The 25,357-nt window shown below is 42.9% G+C and carries 24 protein-coding genes and 4 pseudogenes; 18 read left to right on the top strand and 10 right to left on the bottom strand.

What is annotated here, in order from left to right:
• The first annotated feature begins 209 nt into the window (after positions 1-209).
• Positions 210-960: pseudogene (locus ACO1B7_RS12480) on the top strand (YebC/PmpR family DNA-binding transcriptional regulator).
• A 68-nt stretch (positions 961-1,028) separates the two neighbouring features.
• On the opposite strand, the gene ACO1B7_RS12475 reads toward ACO1B7_RS12480, so the two are convergent.
• Positions 1,029-1,499 (bottom strand): Lrp/AsnC family transcriptional regulator, encoded by a 471-nt coding sequence (locus ACO1B7_RS12475; protein WP_004645518.1) that lies wholly within the window; start codon positions 1,497-1,499, stop codon positions 1,029-1,031.
• Positions 1,500-1,879: 380 nt separating this feature from the next.
• Here ACO1B7_RS12475 and ACO1B7_RS12470 point away from each other — a divergent pair, with 380 nt between their 5' ends.
• Positions 1,880-3,268, top strand: a complete 1,389-nt coding sequence (locus tag ACO1B7_RS12470; RefSeq protein WP_129717162.1) for a hypothetical protein — start codon at positions 1,880-1,882, stop codon at positions 3,266-3,268.
• A 64-nt stretch (positions 3,269-3,332) separates the two neighbouring features.
• On the opposite strand, the gene ACO1B7_RS12465 is transcribed toward ACO1B7_RS12470, so the two are convergent.
• Positions 3,333-4,097: a glutathione S-transferase family protein gene (locus ACO1B7_RS12465; protein ID WP_004645522.1), complete on the bottom strand. Its 765-nt coding sequence runs from the start codon at positions 4,095-4,097 to the stop codon at positions 3,333-3,335.
• Between the two features lie 294 nt (positions 4,098-4,391).
• Here ACO1B7_RS12465 and ychF point away from each other — a divergent pair, with 294 nt between their 5' ends.
• Positions 4,392-5,483: a redox-regulated ATPase YchF gene (ychF, locus tag ACO1B7_RS12460; RefSeq protein ID WP_129717160.1), complete on the top strand. Its 1,092-nt coding sequence runs from the start codon at positions 4,392-4,394 to the stop codon at positions 5,481-5,483.
• Positions 5,484-5,694: 211 nt separating this feature from the next.
• Positions 5,695-5,808 (top strand): annotated as a pseudogene (locus ACO1B7_RS12455) (superoxide dismutase); the annotation flags it as partial.
• Between the two features lie 91 nt (positions 5,809-5,899).
• Here ACO1B7_RS12455 and ACO1B7_RS12450 read toward each other — a convergent pair.
• Positions 5,900-6,397 (bottom strand): hypothetical protein, encoded by a 498-nt coding sequence (locus ACO1B7_RS12450; protein WP_129717158.1) that lies wholly within the window; start codon positions 6,395-6,397, stop codon positions 5,900-5,902.
• A 103-nt stretch (positions 6,398-6,500) separates the two neighbouring features.
• Between ACO1B7_RS12450 and ACO1B7_RS12445 the strand changes: the two genes are divergently transcribed.
• The 6 genes from ACO1B7_RS12445 to dapC all read left to right on the top strand — a co-directional run bounded on the left by ACO1B7_RS12445 (position 6,501) and on the right by dapC (position 13,551).
• Positions 6,501-7,253 (top strand): AzlC family ABC transporter permease, encoded by a 753-nt coding sequence (locus ACO1B7_RS12445; RefSeq protein WP_129717157.1) that lies wholly within the window; start codon positions 6,501-6,503, stop codon positions 7,251-7,253.
• A complete protein-coding gene (gene ygaH, locus ACO1B7_RS12440) occupies positions 7,250-7,597 on the top strand; it encodes an L-valine transporter subunit YgaH (protein ID WP_004278941.1) in 348 nt (115 codons plus the stop codon). The genes ACO1B7_RS12445 and ygaH overlap by 4 nt, the downstream gene beginning before the upstream one ends.
• Positions 7,598-7,690: 93 nt before the next feature.
• A complete protein-coding gene (locus ACO1B7_RS12435) occupies positions 7,691-8,335 on the top strand; it encodes a hypothetical protein (protein ID WP_129717155.1) in 645 nt (214 codons plus the stop codon).
• A 115-nt stretch (positions 8,336-8,450) separates the two neighbouring features.
• Positions 8,451-9,665: a formate-dependent phosphoribosylglycinamide formyltransferase gene (gene purT / locus ACO1B7_RS12430; protein WP_171057027.1), complete on the top strand. Its 1,215-nt coding sequence runs from the start codon at positions 8,451-8,453 to the stop codon at positions 9,663-9,665.
• 26 nt (positions 9,666-9,691) lie between these two features.
• Positions 9,692-12,364, top strand: coding sequence for a [protein-PII] uridylyltransferase (glnD, locus tag ACO1B7_RS12425; RefSeq protein ID WP_129717152.1), 2,673 nt, complete (start codon positions 9,692-9,694; stop codon positions 12,362-12,364).
• 17 nt (positions 12,365-12,381) lie between these two features.
• Positions 12,382-13,551, top strand: a complete 1,170-nt coding sequence (gene dapC, locus ACO1B7_RS12420; protein WP_129717150.1) for a succinyldiaminopimelate transaminase — start codon at positions 12,382-12,384, stop codon at positions 13,549-13,551.
• A 102-nt stretch (positions 13,552-13,653) separates the two neighbouring features.
• Here the strand turns inward: dapC and ACO1B7_RS12415 are convergent, their stop codons facing one another.
• Positions 13,654-14,130 (bottom strand): glutathione peroxidase, encoded by a 477-nt coding sequence (locus tag ACO1B7_RS12415; RefSeq protein ID WP_004278946.1) that lies wholly within the window; start codon positions 14,128-14,130, stop codon positions 13,654-13,656.
• Positions 14,127-14,546, bottom strand: a complete 420-nt coding sequence (gene msrB / locus ACO1B7_RS12410; protein WP_004645533.1) for a peptide-methionine (R)-S-oxide reductase MsrB — start codon at positions 14,544-14,546, stop codon at positions 14,127-14,129. The genes ACO1B7_RS12415 and msrB overlap by 4 nt, the downstream gene beginning before the upstream one ends.
• Before the next feature lie 228 nt (positions 14,547-14,774).
• On the opposite strand from msrB, the gene ACO1B7_RS12405 reads away from it, so the two are divergent.
• Positions 14,775-16,205, top strand: coding sequence for a pyridoxal phosphate-dependent aminotransferase (locus ACO1B7_RS12405; RefSeq protein ID WP_129717148.1), 1,431 nt, complete (start codon positions 14,775-14,777; stop codon positions 16,203-16,205).
• Positions 16,206-16,417: 212 nt separating this feature from the next.
• On the top strand, positions 16,418-17,629 hold the full coding sequence (locus ACO1B7_RS12400; protein WP_129717146.1) for a YbfB/YjiJ family MFS transporter: 1,212 nt from the start codon (positions 16,418-16,420) through the stop codon (positions 17,627-17,629).
• Here ACO1B7_RS12400 and ACO1B7_RS12395 read toward each other — a convergent pair.
• Positions 17,608-17,802 (bottom strand): annotated as a pseudogene (locus ACO1B7_RS12395) (M23 family metallopeptidase); the annotation flags it as partial. The gene ACO1B7_RS12400 and the pseudogene ACO1B7_RS12395 sit on opposite strands and share 22 nt — an antisense overlap.
• A 72-nt stretch (positions 17,803-17,874) precedes the next feature.
• On the opposite strand from ACO1B7_RS12395, the gene tnpA reads away from it, so the two are divergent.
• From tnpA to tnpC, 3 genes are all read left to right on the top strand, one after another.
• A complete protein-coding gene (gene tnpA / locus ACO1B7_RS12390) occupies positions 17,875-18,258 on the top strand; it encodes an IS66-like element accessory protein TnpA (RefSeq protein WP_071320620.1) in 384 nt (127 codons plus the stop codon).
• Entirely contained in the window at positions 18,255-18,590 is a 336-nt protein-coding gene (gene tnpB / locus ACO1B7_RS12385) for an IS66 family insertion sequence element accessory protein TnpB (RefSeq protein ID WP_004691519.1), read from the top strand. The genes tnpA and tnpB overlap by 4 nt, the downstream gene beginning before the upstream one ends.
• A 74-nt stretch (positions 18,591-18,664) precedes the next feature.
• The gene (gene tnpC / locus ACO1B7_RS12380; protein WP_421604402.1) at positions 18,665-20,290 is read left to right on the top strand and encodes an IS66 family transposase; all 1,626 of its coding nucleotides are present in this window, start codon (positions 18,665-18,667) and stop codon (positions 20,288-20,290) included.
• Positions 20,291-20,322: 32 nt separating this feature from the next.
• On the opposite strand, the pseudogene ACO1B7_RS12375 reads toward tnpC, so the two are convergent.
• The 3 genes and pseudogenes from ACO1B7_RS12375 to icd all read right to left on the bottom strand — a co-directional run.
• Positions 20,323-20,706: pseudogene (locus ACO1B7_RS12375) on the bottom strand (M23 family metallopeptidase); the annotation flags it as partial.
• 143 nt (positions 20,707-20,849) lie between these two features.
• Positions 20,850-20,981, bottom strand: coding sequence for a hypothetical protein (locus ACO1B7_RS12370; protein ID WP_004645538.1), 132 nt, complete (start codon positions 20,979-20,981; stop codon positions 20,850-20,852).
• A gap of 301 nt (positions 20,982-21,282) precedes the next feature.
• Positions 21,283-22,539 (bottom strand): NADP-dependent isocitrate dehydrogenase, encoded by a 1,257-nt coding sequence (icd, locus tag ACO1B7_RS12365; RefSeq protein ID WP_129716527.1) that lies wholly within the window; start codon positions 22,537-22,539, stop codon positions 21,283-21,285.
• Between the two features lie 194 nt (positions 22,540-22,733).
• On the opposite strand from icd, the gene ACO1B7_RS12360 reads away from it, so the two are divergent.
• Positions 22,734-23,522: an rRNA large subunit pseudouridine synthase E gene (locus ACO1B7_RS12360; protein WP_004731551.1), complete on the top strand. Its 789-nt coding sequence runs from the start codon at positions 22,734-22,736 to the stop codon at positions 23,520-23,522.
• 118 nt (positions 23,523-23,640) lie between these two features.
• On the top strand, positions 23,641-24,036 hold the full coding sequence (uraH, locus tag ACO1B7_RS12355; protein ID WP_005103576.1) for a hydroxyisourate hydrolase: 396 nt from the start codon (positions 23,641-23,643) through the stop codon (positions 24,034-24,036).
• Positions 24,037-24,040: 4 nt separating this feature from the next.
• Here uraH and ACO1B7_RS12350 read toward each other — a convergent pair whose 3' ends face one another.
• Positions 24,041-24,787, bottom strand: coding sequence for a hypothetical protein (locus ACO1B7_RS12350; protein ID WP_004731555.1), 747 nt, complete (start codon positions 24,785-24,787; stop codon positions 24,041-24,043).
• Between the two features lie 174 nt (positions 24,788-24,961).
• Here ACO1B7_RS12350 and paaI point away from each other — a divergent pair, with 174 nt between their 5' ends.
• Positions 24,962-25,354: a hydroxyphenylacetyl-CoA thioesterase PaaI gene (gene paaI / locus ACO1B7_RS12345; RefSeq protein WP_004645544.1), complete on the top strand. Its 393-nt coding sequence runs from the start codon at positions 24,962-24,964 to the stop codon at positions 25,352-25,354.
• Positions 25,355-25,357: the final 3 nt, after the last annotated feature.

The raw sequence follows: 25,357 nt of genomic DNA, 5'->3' as shown, positions 1-25,357 counted from the left end.
TGCTTTTTATGTCCAAGTCATCTGTCCATATAAATGTATAAATAGAATTATAAATCTCCCTATCCTCTTTCTATTTTTCCTCGATATTGCACTTTTTTTGTTTTTATCCTGAAATCTCAAATCCAGGCACTTTTTTTTAAAAAAACGCTTATGGTAGAATTTCGGCATTCTGATAGGCATACAGCCAATCTACAAGGAGCATAGTTCGCATGGCAGGTCATTCCAAGTGGGCCAATATTAAGCATCGCAAAGCAAAACAAGATGCGAGTCGTGGTAAAGTTTTTACCAAATACATTCGTGAATTAACCACTGCTGCAAAGCTTGGTGGTCCAGATACTGCAAGCAACCCTCGTCTACGTGCTGTGGTTGAAAAAGCATTATCAGTGAATATGACACGTGACGTGATCAACCGTGCCATTCAACGTGGTGCTGGTGGCGAAGATAACGACGACCTGAAAGAAGTGACCTACGAAGGTTATGGTGTAGGTGGTGTTGCGGTTATTGTTGAAACCATGACTGACAACTTGAACCGTACTGTGCCTGACGTACGTCATTGCTTCTCTAAAACTGATGGTAACCTAGGCACTAACGGTTCGGTGGCATTCCTGTTCACGAAACGTGGCGAGATTACTTTTGAAGATGTTTCTTTTGGAAGATCAAATCATGGAAGTGGCATTAGAAGCAGGTGCGGAAGACATCGAAGTCACTGAAGATGAAATCCTGGTGATTACTACACCTGAAGCTTTCGGTGATGTTCAAGATGCTTTAACTGCTGCAGGTTTAAAATCTGACAATGCTGAAGTGGTGATGAGTCCTTCAACCAAAGCAGAAATCACAGACATCGATCAAGCGAAAAAAATCATGAAAATGATTGATATGCTTGAAGATCTGGATGATGTACAGAACGTATATACCAACGTTGAATTCTCAGATGCTGTTTTAGCAGAACTTGATGCTTAACTGTCACTGATTCAAAAAACGCACCTTAGGGTGCGTTTTTTTGTGGCTGTCGACCACCCTAGCTTTGATTAAACTTTATTGAGTAATCCGCTACAGTTAAAGACATTATATTCTTTAATGACAAAGCTGGAATGCAGTGCCACCACATGCTCAATTTTTCCAATCCGCTTAAGCAGGATTTCACTATAATTTTCCATATCTCTTGCCACGACTTCAACAATAAAGTCTGCCGACTGACCGGTGACCAAAAAGGCATTAATTACTTCGGGAATACTTTCCAGTTCTTCCAGAAATTTGGCAAAAGTATCGCTATCATGTTTGCTTAAGGATACCTGCAACAGCACATGCAGACTGAAACCTAATTTTTGGTAATTGATTTCACGTTTTAAGCCACTGATAATATTATGATCGATTAAATGTTTAATCCTGCGATGGACCGAACTGACAGATAAATTCACCCGTTCGGACAGTTCATTCAAATTGACATCTTCATGGGTCAATATTTCTAGAATATGTTTATCGAAACGATCCAGTTCCATTTTTATACTCTTATATCAATAATCAATAGATGCAGAAAATTTTGCGCCATCTCTGTTATACAATATTTATTTATTTTTCACAAAATTTTCATATTCTGAAATTTTTTTCCAAATGGGATCTTATTTTATAAATACGGTTTTCATACTGAATCAAATGACCGTTAATCGCATTAATTAAAAATATGACCAATGGTATTTTACATTAAATCTTTATTTTTAAATTATTTAAATTGGGTAAACATGGCAACAGATAGGCTATTCCTGTCAGCCCCTACACGACTTAACCGTCCATCTTTTACAAGTGTATAAAAATAGATTAAAACAAAGGCGCTTTAAAAACAAAAATAGCGCATTTCAAAAATATTACACAAGGAACGGTCATGGCTTCTAAACTTTTAAGCTTGATAAAAACAAAAGTGAGTCCTGTTTTAACCATCGAAACCCAAACGAAGAGCTTATTGGGCGGCTTATTCGGTGGAACGACATCAGGTACCCTCACCAATCTTATTGGCAATCTCACCGGATCCAATACTCAACCTTCAGTCAGCTCATTATTAAATAATCTCCTTTCTGGAAGCAGCCTGAGTACGACATATCTCAGCAATTTATTAACTCAGTTTTCTGGCTCGAATGCCTCAAGTTTAAATATTCAAAGCCTGATCAGTAGCTTAACCCAATCCAATGGTGGTAGCTTTAATATTACCCAAGTCACCAACTTATTAAAGAGCTTAATGGGGAGCAATAGCAGCAATCTGGATCTTGGGGCTATTTCTAAACTGGTGGGCGGCTTATTGGGCGGTAGCACTGGCAATATTGATATTGGTAAAATTTCTCAACTGGTCGGTGGCCTGATCGGCGGTTCAAGTAATATTGATATTGGTGCGATTACAGGTCTGGTCGGCAAGCTGATTGGCGGTAATGGTGATATCGATATCGCGCAAATTGCTCAACTGGTTGGTGGCTTAATTGGTGGTTCAAGCAATATTGATATCGGTGCCATTGCAGGTCTGGTGGGTAAGCTGATTGGCGGTAATGGCGATATCGATATCGCACAAATCACTCAGCTCGTTGGTGGTCTGATTGGTGGGTCTGGCGGTTTAGGTGACGTAGACATTGGTGCCATCGCAGGTCTGGTCAGCAACCTGATTGGTGGTAATGGCGAGATTGATATCGCACAAATTGCTGAATTGGTCGGTGGTCTGATCGGTGGTTCTGGCGGTTTAGGTGATATAGATATTGGAGCAATTGCAGGCTTGGTGGGTGGTTTAATCGGTGGCAATGCAGGCAGTGATTTTGATCTTGGTGCTATTACCAATTTAATTAGCGGCTTTGTAGGCGGAAATGCAACGGGTGGTTTTGATGTCGGTGGCTTCACTGACTTACTGAGCGGTCTGATTGCGAATGGTTCAAATGGCATAGACTTGGGTGGGTTATTAGGCAATCTCAATCTCGGTAGCGATCTGGATCTGGGTGGTATGATCGAAAGTATTTCCTCTGCTTCAAACGGCTTTGACCTAGGCAGTATTGCCGAAGGTGTTGGTCAGCTGGTTGGTACTGGCTCTTCGATTGAATTGCCTGACCTCGGTGATCTTGTCCAAGGTGTGGGTACGACTGATTCCAATATTGATCTGTCTGCTCTCCTGCCGGGCATTAAAGATACAATTCAGAATATCGGCAGTGGCGGTTCTTCATCCGGATTTGATTTTGGTTCACTCCTCAATAATTTTACTAAACATATTGATATCGACCAGCCTAATCCTTGGGGTTAATCATAATCTCATCAAAAAAACGCGCTTCATGCGCGTTTTTTAATTCTGAGAGTAGCATTTAAACTTATACACCACGCCAGTCTACCCGCGCATTACGTTCGGTTCGGTAAATACGGCAAATATATTCACCCAGTGGTAGCTCATTCAAATACTGCTGATAGTCGCGATATTCTTCGGACAAGGTTTCAAAGTTTTCTTTTTCCCACGGCGTACCTGGAATCGCCAGAAGCGGTGCCAACATGGAACAGACTGCAATATCCGCCAGACCTAAACGATTTCCGACAAAATAATGCCCACCTTGGCTGACCAGCATCTGATTGAGCTGCTGTACCGCAACATCGATGTGTTGTTTAGATTCCGCCACGGTTTCCTCATTCAATGCATAACCCTTGGCCACCATCGCTTTCAATAAAGGTTTAGAAAATTTTTCAAACTGGCGCAGATAGCCCTGCTCACCAATTAAAATATCCAGAGATTCATGATCAGAAGTCAGCGCTTGAGACAGCATCCAGCGACGAACATGACGACCCAATTCCAAAGTAATTTCATTAATTTCTAAAGCTTTATTTCGAAAATATCCTTCTGCGTGCAGTAAACGATGTTCTGGATAAGTATCATCCAGATATAAAGCAATCTGGGTTGAATCTGCGATCCATCGGTCCTGATCACGCAAAATAGGCAGACGATTCTGTCCTGTTTTCAGGCGAGCAAAAGCGCGGTGTACCCCGGGTATCAGATTGTGAGCAACATAATACAGCTCTTTATGGTCCAGCATCCAACGTGCTTTTTCGCAAAAGTGAGATAAAGGAAACTGGTATAAAGTTCGCATGTATGCTCCATGTTTATCGTTATTGGATCAGGGCGTGTAGGCCGCTGTTTTATTCAGATACTTTAGTCACTCACTTTTAGAAAAACAATGTGATTTTTATTCAAAAGTAAAATACTGGCTGATTATTCCTCTATGGTTGGTGAACTCACTACACATCCAGGAAAGCTCAGCGAATCATTTTAGGTCGCCAGAAGCATTTGATTGCAATAAACCGCAAGCGCATGACCTGACTTTAGCTGCGCTTTCATGTAAAATCGGGGGCAATTTTTATATAACGCTTTTGTGAGTTATTTCATGGGTTTTAATTGTGGTATTGTCGGCTTGCCGAACGTTGGTAAATCTACACTTTTCAATGCCTTAACCAAAGCTTCTATTGCTGCAGAAAACTTCCCTTTCTGTACGATCGAACCAAACACCGGGATTGTACCTGTTCCTGATCCACGTTTAGACAAATTGACTGCAATTGTTAAACCACAACGTGTTATTCCGACTTCTATGGAATTTGTAGACATCGCAGGTCTGGTAGCGGGTGCTTCTAAGGGTGAAGGCTTGGGTAACCAGTTCTTGGCCAACATTCGTGAAACTGATGCAATTGCTCACGTTGTGCGTTGTTTTGAAGATGAAAACGTCATTCATGTGAATGGTCGTATTGATCCACTAGATGACATCGCTACGATTAATACCGAACTTGCGCTTGCAGACTTGGACGCTGTAGCCAAAGCGATTACGCGTTTGACAAAATCTGCCAAAGGTGGCGACAAAGAAGCTTTAGCGACTAAAGCCGTTCTGGAAAAAATCCAGCCTTTACTGGATGAAGGTAAACCGGCACGCGCAGCGGACCTAGATGATGACGAGCGTAAACTGGTACGTGGCTTTGGTTTAATGACGCTTAAACCAACCATGTATATTGCCAACGTTGCTGAAGACGGTTTTGAAAATAACCCGCATTTAGATGCAGTGAGAAAATTGGCCGCTGAAGAAAATGCGATTGTAGTTCCACTTTGCAACCAGATTGAAGCTGAAATTTCATTGCTTGAAGATGAAGACCGTGCTGAATTCCTTGAAGCAATGGGCATGGAAGAGCCGGGTTTAAACGTCGTAATTCGTGCAGGTTATTCATTACTGGGCCTACAAACTTACTTCACCGCGGGCGTGCAAGAAGTTCGTGCCTGGACCGTAAAAGTTGGCGCAACTGCACCACAGGCAGCAGGCGTGATTCATACCGACTTTGAAAAAGGCTTTATCCGTGCAGAATGTATCGCTTATGATGATTTCGTGCAGTACAACGGCGAAGCCGGTGCGAAAGAAGCAGGTAAATGGCGTCTAGAAGGTAAAACTTACATCGTTCAGGATGGCGATGTTTTACACTTCCGTTTTAACGTCTAAGTATTTGCTGTTTGAAAAAGTCCCTTCTTGGGGCTTTTTTTATTGCTTATAAAAAGAGGATTCATACGTATAACAGGCTTGCTAGAAGCGCATAAGATCAATACATATCAACAATAATGATAACTATTCTCATATAAAAATATTGAATTAGAGCGTATCTTAAATCTAATGAAAAATAACCTAATTCCATTCTCACCAAGGAATCCTGCCAATGAGCTACACCTTGCCTGCACTGCCTTATGCTTATGATGCGCTAGAGCCTCATATCGATAGCAAGACTATGGAAATTCATCATAGCAAGCATCATCAAACCTATATCAATAATATCGTGGATGTCCTATTTTTAAAGTTTATTTTGCTAAAAAGCCAGTCTGAATGACTGGCTTTTTATAGGTACATCTATAAGGATAAAAGGTTTATTGCATATTGGCAATTGCAGTACCTTTTTGCTTAGGATCGGTATTTCCGAGTGCAGGATGGGCAATGGCATTCTGGCATTGCAGTTTATCCCGCTCATAATCTGCCTGTTTTTGTTGCAGGCTGTTACCATTTTCCATGGTCGTCCGCGCCCATATTTCCAGACTGGTCAAGGCTTTACGACATAAGGCATATTTGCCTTCGGTCACCGAATCGGTCATTTTGACATTAATGCGCCAGTCCGTACTCAATTTACGTGCCGGTTGACGTACCTGTGTTTCCAGCTGATCCACTTCTTTATTATAGACCAGTGGATCCACTTCATTGATCAGTTGCCATGCGGCATTGGCATAAGTCGTCGCATCATTAGTCAGTTTAGGTGCCGGTTTAATTTCTGGCTTATCAGTCGATTGACTGTCATTCCCACACGCTTGTAACAATATTGCCGTGCTTATTAAAGCAGCAGTCAGCATCGCACGTGTCTTGAAAATCCACATATCAGGCTCGCCAATTTAAACATTTCGGCACTATGCTATTAAATTCACGTAGAATACACAATCTTCATTTGACCCATCGTTCAACTCTCCTTTAAGGTGTGTCGTGTCTGAACCGAATCAACTCGCTACGCAACCTGCTGGCTTCTGGCAAGGTGCAAAAGATAGCCAAGCGATTATCTTCACTTATTTACCGGTGTCGTTTGCTTTTGGTGTTTCAGCCACTCAGTTTGGCTTTACCGCCTGGGAAGCACTGTTCCTGTCCTGCTCGATGTATGCAGGTGCCAGCCAGTTCTTGGTGGTCGCTCTCTTGGGTAGTGGAACATCCATCTGGATGACGGCATTAACCGTGATTGCCTTGGACATTCGTCATCTGCTTTATGGTCCTGCGCTGCAAAACCTGATTCAAGACCGGCTCAATTTAAAAAAAACGGCAATCTGGTCTTGGGGTTTGACCGATGAAGTTTTTGCCTCCGGCATGATCAAGCTCTCGCAACGGCGACAGGAATGGTCAGAATCCTGGATGCTCGGTTTAAGCCTGTTTAGCTGGATGTCCTGGGCACTCGGATCTTTCCTGGGTGGATTGTTTGCCGATCAGGTCAGCAACCTGCCGCAATTCTTACAGGCTGCGCTGGATTTCTTGTTACCTGCGCTGTTCCTGAGTTTCTTATTGGCAGCCTTTGAGAAAAAACATACTTTTGTTGTAGCTATCACGATTCTGATTTCTGCGATTGCCTGTTATTTTATCGACCTGTCCGCCGCGATCTTTATCGGTATCAGTTCTGGTATTTTCGCCGGCTTGTTCAAGCACTATATTTTGAAACAGCCGGATCCTGAACACGCAGGAGATCAAGCATGAATCTAGAGATTATTTTGGTCGGAATTTTAGTCGGAATCGCCAATTTTGCCTCGCGCTTCGGTCCGTTTTTTGTCATTCAAAAATTTCAGCAAGGTTCACAAAAACGCGGAGCATTGTGGTTAAAAATTGCTTTGGGTTCAATTGGCATTGCTGCGATCAGCTCCATGCTGGTGGTTGCCACCCTGCCGCCTTTATTAGAAACGCCGAATAAAAGTTTTGCGATGCTGGTTGGCTTTATTGTGCTCACGGTTTTGTACTTTAAGTTTAAACGTATTGTGATGGCGACACTGACCGCAGCGCTCACCTATGGCCTGGTTTACACCTATGTTCCAGTACCCTTTTAAGCTTTAACTCGTTGATCAATCGAAACAAAGACTTATGCTAAACTCATAGTATGGGTCTTTTTTATATAACAATAAAAACAAGGAAGGATGCGCATGTTTGAGGTCAAACAGGTGATTGAAGGCAAAATCTTTATTCATCATCGGCGCGATGAAATGTTAACCGTATTCCATCGACATGAAGTGCCGGCACAATATTTTGAATGTTTTATCAATGCTCAAAATTTTACCGAACATTTTGTCGAAATACATGCTCAACCAGCAGATCAAGTTCGGGTGGTTTATATTAAAAAGAATAGCATCCATCAAATTATTGCTCTGCTTAATCAGAGCCAATACGTGCTGCATCTTCATCCTTTGACATTGATTTTGGGTAAATGGAGCTTCAGACATCGTGTCCTGCCGAATACTCTAAAAATTTTTGCTGGTTTATTTGCGCTCCTTTTTATTCTTTTTTCAGCTACCGCCTTTTCAGCAGATCAGTTCCAGCTCACCACCATCTTGCGAGACTGCATTCAATTCACAGTTTTTGGGCTACTGTTATTTTTGCTGTGCTTTGTACTGCTTTTTGTATTGCCCTATGCGTATTTCCTGCATGTTCGTACATTACGTCTGTTAAAGATGCTAAATATCAATACTGAACAAGTTGCACAAATAGAAAAGCTCAAGTCTCAAAGCGGGATTTATCTTCTGCAAACGCAGTCTGACAGCGATGTGAAAATGACAGCGCCTCCTTATTAAAATCTAGAAAAACTTTATAAATAAAACTGTTGGTCAATATCACAATTTTGTATGAATCTTGGCTTAACTGCTGGCTCAGTTCTGCTATGCTAAAAGTCCATAAAATCAAGCATGGATGATCCACATGAGCGTGACTATTGGTACTCCCCTTCAATCTTCTGCCTATAAAGTTCTATTATTGGGTTCTGGTGAACTGGGCAAGGAAGTGGTGATTTCACTACAACGCCTTGGAGTCGAAGTTCATGCTGCTGACCGTTATGATCATGCCCCTGCCATGCAGGTTGCGCATTATTCCTATACCTTGAATATGGCAGATGCTGTAGAACTCAAACAACTCATCAATCAAATCCAGCCACATTTAATTGTTCCTGAAATTGAAGCGATTGCGACCGAAGTTCTGCTTGAAATAGAAGCCCAGAACATTGCTACAGTCATTCCTTCTGCTAAAGCCGTCAATCTGACCATGAACCGTGAAGGTATTCGTCGTCTGGCTGCGGAAGAACTCGGTCTGCCAACTTCAGCTTACCGTTTTGCCGACAGTTTAGAATCCTTCCGCGCGGCCTGTGACGATGTCGGCTATCCAAACTTTGTGAAACCGGTGATGTCATCTTCAGGCAAAGGTCAGTCTCGTGTTACCCGTTTTGATGAAGTCGATGCTGCCTGGGAATATGCGCAAACCGGTGGCCGGGTCAATCAGGGTACTGTGATTGTAGAATCACAAATTGACTTTGATTTTGAAATTACCTTATTGACTGTTCGTGCAAAAAATCCAGAAACCGGCGAAATCGAAACGTCTTATTGCGACCCGATCGGACATCGTCAGGACTCAGGTGATTATGTGGAAAGCTGGCAGCCTCAACCGATGACTCCAGCCGCGCTGGAAGAATCCAAGCGCATTGCCAACAAGGTCACTACAGCACTTGGTGGCTGCGGAATCTTTGGAGTGGAACTCTTTGTAAAAGGCGACAAAGTATGGTTTAGTGAGGTTTCCCCACGTCCACACGATACTGGACTGGTGACTTTAGCCTCCCAATTTCAAAGTGAATTTGAGCTGCATGCACGTGCTATTTTAGGCTTGCCGGTGAATACTGCACGACATAGTGTGGCTGCCAGTGCGGTAATTTATGCTGGAGTAGATGGCCGTAATCTTTCATTTTCTGGCCTGAATCTTGCTTTAGCAGACGGCAATACCGATTTGCGCCTGTTTGGCAAACCAGAAGGTTTTAAACGTCGTCGTATGGGCGTTGCCACGGCACGTGCAGAAACTATTGAACAGGCACGTGAACTGGCCCTCCAGGTCGCCAACCAAGTTAGCGTCAACCAAAACTAAGCTGAAATACCAACGGACGACTGTACATGATCAACACCCATCCACTGCTGAATTACGCTAAAAGCAACCATGACATTAAAGCCATCAATCAATGGCGCAGTGATGTCGAAAATCAGCTTCAGGAAAGTTTTGAAAATGGCCAGTCGATTCGGGATATTATTCTGGCGCGTTCCAACCTGATTGATGAAGCATTGCAGTTTCTCTGGCAGCATGCCGAACTGGATCAAACTGATTTGGCCCTGTTTGCAGTCGGAGGCTATGGCCGTCGTGAAATGCTGCCTTATTCTGATGTCGACATCATGATCTTGTCAGAAGACGAGATTAACCCGGAACAGGAACAACTGATTTCTACATTCATTTCATCGCTTTGGGACGTGGGGAATTTCAAACCCGGTATCAGTGTCCGCACCATCAATGAATGTGTCAATCAGGCCAGCAGTGATCTGACCGTCGCCACCACCCTGATCGAAGCCCGCCTGATTATTGGCAATGAAAACCTGTGCAAATGGCCACGTCGTATCGTGTCACGTACCTGGACTGACAAAACTTTTTTTGATGCCAAGATGGATGAGCAGCATAAACGCTATGCTCAGCACAACAATACCGAAAGCAATCTGGAACCGGATATTAAAAATGCGCCGGGTGGCATCCGTGATATCAACCAGATTGGCTGGATTGCCAAACGGCATTTCCGCGTCAATCGCATTTATGATCTGGTACATCTCGGTTTTATTTCAGAATTTGAACTCGGTGTGCTTGAGGAAGCCGAAAGTTTCCTCTGGGAAATCCGTCATCACCTGCACCGCCTGACCAAGCGCGATGAAAACCGCTTATTGTTCGATTATCAGCGTGATATTGCTGCCAAATTTGGCTATGTACGTGAAGAGGCGCATCATCCGAACTATCCAATTGAACAGTTCATGAAGCGCTATTATCGCAGTGCACAGCAAGTGTCTACGCTGAACGAAATGCTGCTGGCCTATTTTAATGAATCGGTCATTACGCCACGTTTACCGCAATATGAACGCCAGATCGAAGAAATCAACCAGAACTTTAAACTGGTCGATGGCAAACTGGCTGTGCAGCATCACAAGATTTTCTCGGAAAATCCAAACGCAATTCTGGAAATTTTCTATTTACTAGCCAATCGTCCTGAGATCGAAGGTATTCGTGCGCGTACTTTACGCCTGCTGACCCTGGCTGGAAAACGCATTGATCAGGATTTTCGTGATAATCCGGTGCATCAAGCGCTATTTATGGCGATTATCCGTTCACCGCATCGACTCTACGATACTATGGTCGCGATGAAGCGTTATGGTGTGCTTGGAAATTACATTCCGGCCTTTGGACAGATTCTGGGACTGATGCAATATGACCTGTTCCATATCTATACGGTCGATGCACATACCTTATTGCTGCTGCGGAACTTAAACCGCTTTAAAGAACCTGAATTTGCCAAGGAATTTCCGGTGGTCAGTTCAGTGTTTCAGCGTCTGACCCGTCGTGACATCGTCTATCTGGCAGCAATTTTCCATGATATTGCTAAAGGTCGTGGCGGCGATCACAGTGAACTTGGCGCCAGTGATGCGATTAAATTCTGCCGTAGCCATGGCTTTACTGAACGCGAAAGCAACCTGGTGGCCTGGCTGATCCAAAATCATCTGGTGATGTCTGTCACTGCCCAGAAAAAAGATATTTCCGATCCGGATGTGGTCAAAGAATTCGCCGAAAAAATGGGTGACATGGAACATCTGGATTATCTGTACACCCTGACAGTCGCCGATATTAACGCCACCAATCCGAAGCTGTGGAATACCTGGCGCGCTTCGCTGATGCGTCAACTATATACTCAGGCACGTGACGTAATCCGTTCTGGTCTGGGCCGTCCGGTTGATTATCAAATGCTGATTGAAGATACTAAATTTGCAGCCAGTGAACTTCTGGTTCAGGACTTCTCACTGGATGAGGTAGAAAAAGTCTGGCAGGAACTTGGTGATGACTATTTCCTCAAAGAAACAGCAGATGAAATTGCCTGGCATACCCGTGCCATTTTACAACACGGCGATAATCCTGCCCCACTGGTGCTGATGCGGGCGCACCGTAAATATGCGCAGGATGCGGTACAGATCTTTATTTATACGCAGGATCAACCCAACCTGTTTGCCACCACCGTGGCTATTCTGGATCGTATGAATCTGGATGTACAAGACGCACGGATTATTACAGCGACTAAAGCCTTCAGTCTGGATACCTATGTAGTACTGGACCGTTTTGGTACCTTATTGACCGATCCGGAACGCGAAGCCACAGTGATTGAAGCTCTGAAAGATGCCTTGAGTCATTCTGATGAATATCCGGGCCTGATGCAGCGCCGGATTCCGCGTCAATTACGTCATTTCGATATTGAAAATACAGTCGATATTAGTATCAATCCTGCCTTGAATCAAAATATGGTCGAAATCGCTACTCTCGATCATCCTGGTTTACTTGCCAAAATCGGTGGTTTATTTATGATGCAAGGCCTGGATATCCACTCTGCCAAAATTGCTACACTTGGCGAACGTGCCGAAGACATATTTTTTGTCACCAAAAAAGATGGCAACCCTATGATACCTGAAGAATCTGCTGAATTTGCAGCTGCACTTAAAACTGCACTGGATGAAGCCTCTCATCAGGTTTGTAGTCAACACTCACATTAAAACGCGGTTACTTATTCATGAACTCTAGCTTGTCTCTACTGCACCCTTATCCGTTTGAAAAGTTAAATCAGCTTTTTGCGGATATCCAGCCTGCAAATATGCCCTTAATTCCCCTGTCGATTGGTGAACCAAAGCATCCTGCACCGGAGTTTGTGAAACAAGCGATTATTGATAACTTTAAACATTTATCGACCTATCCAAACAGTAAAGGCTTGCCTGAGCTACGCGAAAGTATTGCTCAATGGCTGACGCGCCGTTTTCAGCTAAATAGCATCAGTGCAGACAGCAATATCCTGCCTGTTTCTGGTACGCGTGAAGCGATTTTCTCGTTTGTACAGGCTTTGGTAAATCGTGAAGAGGCACCTTATGTGGTGATGCCGAATCCGTTTTATCAGATTTATGAAGGCGCAACACTGCTCGCAGGGGCCAAACCTTATTTCATCAACTGTACTGAGGAAAATAACTACCTTGGTGACTTTGATGCTGTTCCGGCAGAAGTCTGGGAAAAAACTGCACTGCTATTTGTCTGTACCCCGGGCAATCCAACCGGTGCAGTGCTGTCGAAAGAACAGTTTAAAAAACTGATTGCCCTGTCGGATCAATACAACTTTGTGATTGCTTCAGATGAATGTTATTCAGAACTCTGGTTTGATCAGGCACCCGTAGGTTTACTGGAAGTTTGTGCTGAAATCGGCCGGGATGACTATAAAAACTGTGTGGTGTTCCATTCACTGTCTAAACGCTCTAACCTCCCAGGCATGCGTTCAGGTTTTGTTGCCGGTGATGCCAGCCTGTTAAAACCTTATTTGCAATACCGTACTTACCACGGCGCAGCGATGCCGGTGCAACATCAACTGGCGTCAGTTGCTGCCTGGGATGATGAAGCACATGTGGAAGAAAACCGGGTGCAATACCGTGCCAAGTTTGATTTATTCCAGAAAGAACTCGGTCACCTGCTGCCACTGAAAAAACCGGATGCAGGTTTCTACTACTGGCTAAAAGTCGATAATGATGAAGCCTTTGCCAAGCGCCTGATGGAGGAAGCACATATTAAAGTTCTTCCGGGTCGTTATTTATCCCGCGATACTGAACAGGGTAATCCGGGTGAAAATCATGTACGTTTAGCCCTTGTTGCCGATCTGGCGCAATGTGAAGAAGTCATTCAACGTCTGAAAGCCATTCTCTAAATTTTATCATGACTAAAAAACCCACTGTAGATCAGTGGGGTTTTTTAATTGAAATCAGATGAGTTCTATCTTCATCTCATACTGAGAAAACAACACAGAGTCTTACAACACTTTTGCAATTTCATCTTCAAGATCTTCAGGCTTGGTGGTCGGAGCAAAACGGTTCAATACCTTGCCATCACGGCCAATCAGAAACTTGGTAAAATTCCATTTAATTCCATTACCTAAAATACCTTTGGAATTATTGGTTAAATAGCGAAAAATAGCATGTGCCTCAGGGCCTTTGACATCTACCTTGGAAAACATCGGGAAAGATACCCCGTAATTCTTCTGGCAAAATTCACCAATCTGTTCATTGGAACCCGGATCTTGGCCGCCAAACTGGTTACATGGAAATCCCAAAATTTCCAGACCTTGATCTTTATATTTTTCGTAAAGTTTTTCTAATCCTGAAAATTGTGGGGTAAAACCACACTTACTCGCTGTATTGACGATCAAAAGCACCTTGCCTTCGTAATCTGCAAGTGGCTTGCTTTTGCCATCTAACAATTCAGCTTCAAACTGATAAATGTTAGTCATGGATAGGTTTCCTCATCATTTTTTTCTTGTGTTTCTAAGTCCAAAGAAGCCGAGTTGACACAATAACGCAAACCGGTCGGTTCTGGGCCATCCGGGAAAACATGCCCTAAGTGTGCGTCACAATGATGACAAACAATCTCAGTTCTGACCATTCCGTGTGAAGTATCAGGTAATTCTTCTACCACCGAACTGCTGACGGGACGGTAGAAACTTGGCCAGCCACAGCCGCTGTCATACTTGGTTTCAGATGAGAACAGTGGCGTGCCGCAGCAACGGCATACATAGGTGCCATCTTGCTTGGTATTCCAGTATTTTCCAGTAAATGCCGGCTCGGTTCCCTTCTCGCGCGTAATGCGAAACTCCTCAGGTGATAACTCTCTTTGCCATTCCCGGTCTGATTTATTGAGTTTTCCCATGATCACATACCTTTTTATCTTGCTATTTAAAATAGGATAATCCTATATTTACGTGATTCATTTTAAAAATTCTAGTCTTTATTCAACATTTTACAAAAGACATATAATGCCTAAAAAAGCAAAAAGAAAGCAAATATAAAAATAAAAGTAAGCAATTTTTACATTAAATGTTTTTTAGTGAGCAAATTTAATGGTATTCTTAGCTCTAAATTTGCTCAGGATTAAAAAATGTCGCAAAAAAAGAGCGTAATTTTTAAAAATCTGCTGCCTGTGATCAAACAATATCAGCAGCTTGGATTTACGCATGAAAAAATTGTTGCACTACTTCGAGATGAACATGATCTCGATCTAGTCACAACTGAGACATTTAAAAGTTATTTATATCGTTATGCAAAAGTGACCTCCACTCCATCCGAGAACATCAAAATGCCGAACACTTTCCAATCCCCTCGCGAAATCAAGAAATCATCCAAGCTTGATCATGTTTGCTACGACATTCGCGGACCTGTGTTACGAGCGGCCATCGAGATGGAAGAAGCTGGTCACAAAATTATTAAATTAAATATTGGTAACCCTGCCCCATTCGGTTTTGAAGCACCACAAGAAATTATCAACGATGTGGCTTTAAACCTACCGAATGCGATTGGTTATACAGATTCCAAAGGGATTTTCCCGGCGCGTAAGGCGATCTGTCAGTATTATCAGCAAAAAGGCATCCTGGATATGCACGTCAATGACGTCTATATCGGCAATGGTGTGTCTGAACTGATTGTTATGGCCATGCAAGGTCTGCTGGATGATGGCGATGAAATGCTGATTCCAATGCCGGATTATCCACTCTGGACGGCAGCAGTGAATCTGTCTGGCGGTACAGCGATTCACTATAAATGTGATGAAGAAAATCACTGGTATCCAGATATTACTGACATGGAAAGCAAAATCACGCCAAATACCCGTGGTATTGTGATTATTAACCCGAATAACCCGACCGGTTCGGTTTACCCACGTCATGTGTTGCAACAAATCGTCGACTTGGCCAAGAAATATGACCTGATTTTATTTGCTGATGAAATCTACGACAAAATTATTTACGATGGAATCGAGCATGTTGCTGTAGCAGCTCTGGCTGGCGATCAGCTCTGTGTTTCGTTTAACGGTTTATCTAAAGCCTATCGTATTGCTGGTTTCCGTTCCGGCTGGATGGCCATTACCGGCGATAAAGCACGTGCCGCAGACTATATCGAAGGTTTGGATATGCTGGCATCGATGCGTTTGTGTGCCAACCATCAGGCTCAATATGCGATTCAGACTGCACTGGGCGGTTATCAGTCGATTAATGACCTGATTCGTCCGGGCGGGCGTTTATATGAACAGCGCAACATTGCCTGGGAAATGCTGAACGAGATTCCAGGTGTGTCTTGTGTCAAACCTGAAGGTGCGATGTACTGCTTCCCGAAACTGGATCCGAATGTGTATCCAATCCAGGATGATGAAAAACTAATGCTGGATTTGTTACGTGCCGAGAAAGTGCTTCTGGTTCAAGGTACAGGCTTTAACTGGCCGACACCGGATCATTTCCGTGTAGTATTCCTGCCGGCTGAAAATGAACTGCGTGAAGCCATTACCCGTGTTGGCCGTTTCCTGGCCAAGATGCGTTAATTCTTGAAATAGACAATATAAAAAACCGCGTTGATACGCGGTTTTTTATTTCTCTGAAAAAATTCAGGCTTTTGACTGATGAAATCTTAAAAATCATACCGGTTTCTTTGAGCAAATTTCTGTACTCAATGGTTTCTTCTCAGGCAATTTCCCCTCAATCATGAAGATTCATGTTATTTTTTGACCAAATATAAAATTCTATGAGTACACGGATGTCCTCAAACACAATCAAGCTCAGCCTTTTTCTTTGTCTTAGTATGTGCTTGGGCATTGGCATTCTTCGTTTTTCTTATACTGCACTGTTACTTGGCACACGAGAAGCCTTTGGCTGGAGTACAGATTTTGCCAGCCTCTTGAGCAGTGCCAATTTGCTGGGTTATTTAATCGGTGCTTTTACCGCGATGCGTCTTCCTCAAGACCGCAGTATGAGTACCTATATTCAAATTTCAGCCTTTGCTGGCATGTTCAGCCTGATGTGTTGTGCGTTTTCTGGTTTTTCTGAAGCGTGGTATATCGCTTGGCGTATCATTTCAGGGATCAGCGGTGGACTGATGATGATCTTATCGCCGAGTGTGGTCGCGCAGTGTTGTGAACTTCAGGATCGTCTTAAAATCAACTTTATTGGTTTTAGTGGGATTGGACTAGGCGTTTTAATTGCGACCCTGTTTCTGCCTTATCTGGATCAAATTTCCATACAGACTGCATGGCTAATCTTATGTGGTTTTGCTTTGCTTATCTGTATCGTTTTAAGTCTACTGATTCAGAAATTTAAGCCATATTTGTCGGCACAAGCTCCTGCGGTTACCTCTCATCTATCTCTGAATAGCGTCTTTTATAGTTTACTTACAGTTTATGCTTGTAGTGCTTTCGCTTATATACCGCATTCACTCTTCTGGATTGATTATTTAAGCCAGCAGTTGGGATTGAGCTTGTTCTGGATTAATTTCAACTGGATTCTGTATGGACTAGGTAGTGCTTTAGGCGCCTTGAGTGCTTATGCACTGGCCAGAAAATGGGGTAATTTTGTTGCCCTGAAAATTCTTTATAGTCTTTATATTGTGGCTATTTTTATTGCAACCCTAGATGCCAGCCCATTGCTTACTTTTAGCTCTTCCTTTTTCACTGGGATGCTAAATCCGGCTGTGGTCTTCCTGACCTCCTATACCATTTTGCAACTGTATGGACTGGCTTATAAAAAGCTCTGGAGTATTGCTACCTTGTGTTTTGCCTCGATTCAGCTGATCGGTGGACTCAGCTTTAGTGCGCTGCAATATTTTGGATTGAGCTATCATCAACAGTTTATACTGGCCACATTGGTTCTTTTATTAGGAACATTGCAATTGTTCTGGTGTACACGTCCTGCCAGACTCAAGCCTGAACAACAAACTCAGCCAGTGTCTGCTCATGGAGAAGGAACTAAATAAGGATAAGGATTGGTTGCTCCTTGCCCACCCAGATAAATCCCATAATGTAAATGCGGTGGGGTATTTTTAGCATTGCCCGTATTACCCACATAAGCGATGACTTCACCTGCTTCGACCCAGTCGCCTTCCTGAATATCCGCTGCATAATCATCCAGATGTGTAAGCGTCCGCTGAACACACCTTCTGAATTCATCCTATAAGCCTTAATTTAGTCCCCACTTAAAAACAAGTGGGGACTAAAATTTATGACTACAAATCACCAGACATCCATCGCATCTCTTGCGAAAAAACGAAGAACATACAGTGCTGAATTTAAACAGCAGATCGTTCAGGCTTGTAAAGCACCGGACGTTTCAATTGCTTCGGTCGCTTTGCAACATGGATTGAATACAAATCTTGTATCCAAATGGATTCGCTTAATTGATGCTAAGCCAGGGAATGATCGCTCACCACTACCGAATAAACCTGCATTTATTGCCTTATCTTGCTCTGCACCATTAGATCCTACTCCTACTAACATGTTAAAGGTTCAAATTACTTTACCCCACTCAAAAGTAGAAATTGGCTTGAAATGGCAAGTATCAGAAATATCTGCTTTAGCAGAATTACTCAAGGCACTTGCAACATGATCCGCATTGATGAAATCTGGCTTTCTACCCAACCTCTGGATATGCGAGCAGGGATGGATACTATCATGGCTCAGGTGGTGAGAGCCTTTGGCTACATTAAACCGCATTGTGCTTACCTGTTCTGTAATAAACGTGGCCATCGCATGAAAGTGCTGGTACATGATGGACTGGGCATCTGGCTGTGTGCCCGGCGGCTGGAACAGGGAAAATTCCACTGGGCGCAGGTTCACCAGGGTGAAAGCATGGCGATCAGTCCGGAACAGTTACAGGCACTGATCCAGGGTTTACCTTGGCAGCGCATTGGACGACAGCAGGTGGTGACGATGCTTTAAACCAGACTGTTCCATTCTGCTATTCTCCAAACGTTCTATTTCATTCTTCTCATGACCTCAGGCATACTGCGGTCATGAATACGCTGCCTGACTTAAGCCAACTGACCCATGAACAACTGCTGGAATTTACCAAGCAGTTGGCGCTGCAGCATCAGTCTCTGGCACAATCAAAGCAAGAATTAGAAAAATCAAACCAGCAATTGGATGCCAAAGTTCAGCATCTTGAAGCATGCAACCAACATCTTTCTATTCTCAATCAAAAATACGAGCATGAACTCGCACTATTTAAACAGCACAAATTCGGCAGTAAAAACGAACATCTCACTGCAAAACAAATCCACCTATGGGATGAAGCGGTTGAAGAAGATATTGCTGCTGTTGATCTGGAATTAGAACGATTAAATGCAGATAAAACCGATGCAGCGACACAGAAAGCCAAAACCAATAAACCTAAACGTCGACTGCTGCCCGATCATCTACACACCATCCGTATTGAGCATGAACCTGCATCAACCCAATGCAGTTGTGGCTGCCAGTTACGTCGTATCGGCGAAGATATCAGTGAAAAACTGCATTTCAGACCGGCACAGTTCTATAAGGAACAGCATGTGCGTGGCAAATGGGTCTGTGATCAGTGTGACACCCTGACTCAGCAAGCGATGCCCGCCTATGTGATTGATAAAGGCATTGCTTCACCTGAACTGCTCAGCCATGTGCTGGTATCGAAATATGCCGATCATTTGCCGCTGTACCGTCAACGTCTGATCTATCAGCGGGCGGGAATCGAACTTTCTAGATCAACTTTATCTGACTGGATAGGTCGCTGCGGTGTAGAACTGGAACCTCTGGCCAATGCCTTAAAACAGGTGGTACTACAACAGCAGGTGCTGCATGCAGATGAAACACCGGTCACCATCATGCGGATGGGTGAGAATGAGAAAAAACCGAAGAAAGGTTATGTCTGGGCCTATGCCACTACACAGTACAATCCAGTTCAGGCGGTGATCTATGACTTTCAGGATAGTCGTTCAGGTCAGCATGCAGAAGCGTTCTTGAAAGGCTGGCAGGGCCATCTGGTCTGTGATGATTACAGTGGTTATAAAGCACGCTTTAAATCAGGCGATGTCATTGAGGTGGGCTGCATGGCCCATGCACGTCGTAAATTCCATGAACTGCATGTAACTGGGAAAAGTCAGATCGCTGAACAGGCATTGGTGCTGATTCAGAAACTGTATGCGATAGAAGCAGAACTCAGGAAAAAGACCGATAGTACAGCAGAACACCGCCGCGAATACCGACAACAGCACAGCCAACCAGTGATGCAACAACTATATGAATGGCTCAACCAACATCATCTGACGGTGCCATCGAGTTCTCCCACCGCCAAGGCCATCAATTACACTCTGAAGCGTTGGCCAGCTTTAAGCCGCTATCTGGATGATGGCAATCTACCTATTTGCAATAATTGGGTCGAGAATCAGATGCGTCCCTGGGCGTTGGGCCGTAAGAACTGGTTGTTTGCAGGTTCGCTGCGCAGTGGACAGCGAGCGGCAAATATCATGACTTTAATCCAGTCAGCAAAGCTGAATGGCTTGGATCCGTATGCCTATTTAAGTGATGTGCTGAAAAAGCTACCGACACATAAAGTGACCCAGATTGAAGAGTTACTGCCACACTGCTGGAAACCTAAATCGAATTAAAAAATTGGTATGGGATTCAGCGGACGCTTACCCAGATGTGCATAATAATGCTGACTCATATTGGGGCCAGTCACCCAGATAATTTTTCCACCCAGATTATTGGTGCCAATCCTACGCACAATCCCTTGGGTCGCGCTAAATACTGGCGTACCACGTTTGGCAAAAATATCCGTCCCTTCGTGTTTACGACCTGCACTACGCGCTGCTCCCCAAGTATCATTAATTTGGCCAACTCTGACGCCTTCAACCGGAATCTGTAGCGGAGCTTCTAACTTAGTTCTCTGTAATTGCCAATATAGATAAGGGCTTTTCCAACCTGCTGCTTCACCTGAAGGCGGTGGCTGACAGGCAGTTAGTAAAAAACCTATAGATAACAGTAAACTTATAATCCGAAGAAATTTCACCAATATTCGCATTAAATTAAATAGATGACTTTTATCTTAATCACAACCGCCTAATTTAAAGTCACAATCCTGTTATTTTTAGTGATGATTTTACATTAGCCTTCAAATAACAAAACCCTCAAATGAGGGTTTTGTTATTTCAGGTGGATAGGAGATTATCTACGTTTTTTAGCACGAGATGGTTTCGATGGTTGTTGCTGTTGTTGCTGTTGCTGCTCTTCATTCTGAGCATTGTCCTGCTTGTCTTTTTGTTGGACCTGCTTATGTCTCGCTTTAGCTTTAGCCATGATTTACTCCTTTGGAGAAACGTCTCTATATCACTGGAAGTTCCATTCATCACTCTAACGTTTATACAAAATAAGCCAATCGCTGAGCTGTATCCAAATACGTCAATGTAATACAGTGTTTACTAAGTTATTCAGCTTAGAACGAATCATTTCTAGGCTCATTACACTTCTTACATGATCTTGCAGCCTGATACTTATTTTAACGTTTAACCTTAAACCGTTCAGCCTTTGCTTCCCAATAAAGTGATAAAAAAACCCGCCGTAATTGCGGGTTTTTTTATTCATAAATTGCATCGCAATTTCAGGCATCCATATTAGCAATGATCGCTTCACCAAACTCGGAACAACGCAGCAAGGTCGCCCCTGGCATTAAGCGCTCAAAATCGTAGGTCACCGTTTTTGCCGCAATCGCACCCGAAATCCCCTTGATGATCAGGTCGGCAGCTTCTATCCAGCCCATATCACGCAGCATCATTTCTGCTGACAGAATAATCGAACCTGGATTCACTTTATCCTGCCCGGCATATTTAGGCGCTGTACCGTGGGTTGCTTCATAAACTGCAATCGAACCGCCAATATTGGCACCCGGTGCAATCCCGATCCCGCCGACTTCCGCAGCTAGCGCATCAGAAATATAATCACCATTTAAGTTCAGTGTCGCAATTACAGAATAATCCGCCGGACGCATCAAAATTTGCTGCAAGAAGGCATCAGCAATGACATCTTTAATAATAATGTCTTTGCCTGTTCTTGGATTTTTGATTTTAACCCATGGACCACCATCTAAAAGCTCACCGCCGAAACGTTCCAATGCGACCTCATAGCCCCACTCTTTAAATGCCCCTTCGGTGTATTTCATGATATTGCCTTTGTGCACCAAGGTCACACTCGGCTTGTCATTCTCAATGGCAAATTGAATCGCTTTACGTACCAGACGCTGGCTACCTTCTTTGGAGACAGGTTTGATTCCGATTCCACAATTGTCTTCAAAGCGGATATTGGTTACACCCATTTCTTCTTTCAGGAACTTGATGACCTTTTTCGCTTCCGGAGAATCTGCCTTCCATTCAATTCCGGCATAAATATCTTCTGAATTTTCACGGAAAATTACCATGTCGGTCAGTTCAGGATTATGCACCGGTGAAGGCACCCCTTCAAACCAGCGTACCGGACGTACACAGACATATAAATCCAGTTCCTGACGTAAGGCTACATTCAGGGAACGAATACCTCCACCAACTGGTGTCGTCAGTGGACCTTTGATTGATATTACATAATCACGCAACGCTTCGAGGGTTTCATCAGGCATATAGGTGCCGTAAATTTTGTCAGCTTTTCCACCGCAGTAGACTTCCATCCATTCGATGGAACGCTTCCCAGCGTATGCTTTTTGCACAGCAGCATCTACCACAGTTCGCATTGTTGGTGTAATATCTGCACCGATTCCATCCCCTTCGATAAATGGGATAATTGGATTATTTGGTACGTTGAGTGACAGGTCTGCATTAACGGTAATTTTGGTACCATCCACAGGTACTACGATTTTTTGATATCCCATTATTAGTATTCTCCCGGATGCCGCTGACAAATCTAAAATAATTGCCAATTAGGCAATACTTTCAACTGTTCTTAACGCATAATATTCTAATCCAGATTTGTTGTTTTTGAGATTTATACGGGAAATAACTAAGTTTCCCTTTTAAATAAACCTCTACATTTTTTAAATTAATGTAATTATAGAAGTTATTTCCTATGAAAATCGTCATTCTAAACAAACCTTATGACGTCCTCTCCCAATTCCGTGCGGATGAAAAGCACCCAACCATGGCTGATTTTGTCAACGACAAAGATTTACGTCTTGCTGGCCGTTTGGACATGGACTCAGAAGGTCTGGTTTTCCTCACCGATCACGGTGGTCTCAACCAATATATCACCAATCCTGCCAATAAAAAGTTTAAAACTTATATGGTGCAAGTGGAAGGTGATGTGACCGAAGAAGCTCTTGAGCAGCTTCGTAAAGGCGTTGAACTGAAAGATGGCATGACGCTTCCTGCACGTGCTGAAAAAGTGTCTGAACCGGAATGGTTGTGGGAGCGTAATCCTCCTGTACGTTTCCGTGCCTCTGTTCCGACGTCTTGGGTTGAGATTTCAATCTGTGAAGGTCGTAACCGTCAGGTTCGTCGTATGACATCTGCTGTCGGCTTCCCTACACTGCGTTTGATCCGTACCAAAATTGGTGAGATTGATTTGGTTCGTATGGGATTGCAACCGGGTGAAACCAGAGAAATTGAACCATTACTTTATCCAGACTTCCAGAATGTTCCTGCGGAAGAACCATACCGTTCACGCTCTTATGTGAAAAAGCCGGGTGGTACGGGCGGTAAGCCAATGGTTCGTAAAAATAAAGATGGTTCTGTGAAAAAGTCTGGCACCAAACGTATCTGGCAAATGGATGAAAGTGAAAAGCCGCGTCGTAAGACCAATGGCACAACTCGTCCAAATACCAAAGCACCACGTGGTCGCGGCCGCGGTCGTGGCTAAGTTTGAATAGATTCAATCAAGCTCACTTCGGTGGGCTTTTTTTATTACATAACTTAAATATTTTTTTATTTTTCAATCTATTAGAATTAATTAAAGTATTCATTTTAATGTGAGTGTCATGAAAAAAATAATTTTCGCTTTAGCTGCGACGTCCCTCTCAACTTTTAGCTTTGCCAATCCGCTGAGTGTGCATGTACTTAATCAAGAAACTGGCCTACCCTCTGCTAATGTCACGGTCACCCTAGAAGCTCAACAAGGTGAGAAATGGGTCAAGCTCAATGAAACCAAGACAGACAGTAATGGTCGTATTAAAGAATTTTATCCTAAAGACACCGCGTTACAAAAAGGCGTTTATAAAGTAACGTTTAAAACGAGTGATTGGTTTAAGGCCAATAATCAACGGACGTTCTTCCCTGAAGTACCGGTAGTTTTTGTGATTGATGGTGCTTTAGAGCACTACCATATTCCGCTGCTATTAAGTTCTTATGGATATTCAACGTATCGGGGGAATTAAACTTCTATATCGACTCTTGAGATATTTGAAATCCTACACGAGGATTTTTTCTAGGTGTAGTGATGGTGAATTTGACTTTAAAATCATATAAATTCCCATATTTATCTTCGTAGCCTATTTTACCCCTTATCATTAACTCCTTGTCTGCAAATAACTTTGTATATTGTTCTTTGAGCAAATTAATTTGAACTCTCTGTTCTTCATTTTTACTAAGACTTATTAAAAGTGATTCATATCTTTTAAAATCCTCATCAAAAAAATATATATTTTTAGCTTCTTCACCATAATTTTTTAAATTTAAATAAATACAAACAATATAAATATCAAAAACATCAATAATATTTCCATCATTATCACGATCTTCGTACCTATCTTCGTGTTCAAAAAAAGTAGTTCTACTTAAATTTAACTGAGGTCGCACTGCTTTTCTTGCTGATTTTAGCTGTTGTTCTTGTAAAGAAACTAAATTCGTCTGTTGTTTAACACTTTCCCGCATCTCATCAATCTGAAGTTGTAATGCTTTTTCCTGTTGCTCTAATGCTTTTGTATTTTGCTCTAACTGTTTACCTTGCTGAACATAACCTAAAATCAGCCAGAGAAAAGCAATTGGCGCAAATATTCCCGCTAGAAAATCTCCAAGTTCATTTAATGAAGTAGGCGAACTCAATCCACCAAACATCCAAAAAGAAGTAATTACAGCAAGCCAAATTACTGTAATTCCAATACCACAATTTAAACTTTTCTGATTCATGTTCTTCTAATAAATACTGATATCTAAGCACTTTTTACATAACTTGTCTTATGTATGCAAATTAAGCTTTGAGCTTCTTTTTAGTTTTTCCTTGTTATTCTCCTGCTGGAATGCTATTTAGGATTCACATATTTAATAATTTAAAATAAAACGTATCTTAAAAGGAGTTTTGTAATGGATCAGCAAGTCAGCCAGATGTTTAATCAGGACCGGTTAATTCAGCATCTTGGTGCTCATCTGGTTTCTTATAACCACAATTATGCAAAGATCGAATTAAAGGTGACTGAACAGCATTTACAGGGTCATCAGACCTGTAACGGTGCCGTGATTTTCGCACTGGCAGATGCAGCTTTTGCAATTGCCTGCAATACCGGTGAACATCCGGCAGTTGGTCAACATTGCGGTATTCATTATTTAAAACCGGGCTTGCTTGGCGACACACTGACTGCTGTAGCTGAACACAAAGCCAGCAGTGGCCGTAGTGGCATTTATGATATTCAGGTGATGAATCAACATAATCAAATTGTGGCAGAATTCCGTGGCACATCACGACTGATCATTAAATAATTT

Origin of the sequence: Acinetobacter lwoffii (assembly GCF_049367455.1) — a bacterium.
In the GTDB taxonomy this organism is placed as follows: domain Bacteria; phylum Pseudomonadota; class Gammaproteobacteria; order Pseudomonadales; family Moraxellaceae; genus Acinetobacter; species Acinetobacter lwoffii_W.
This window is presented reverse-complemented; position numbering and strand designations above follow the sequence as displayed.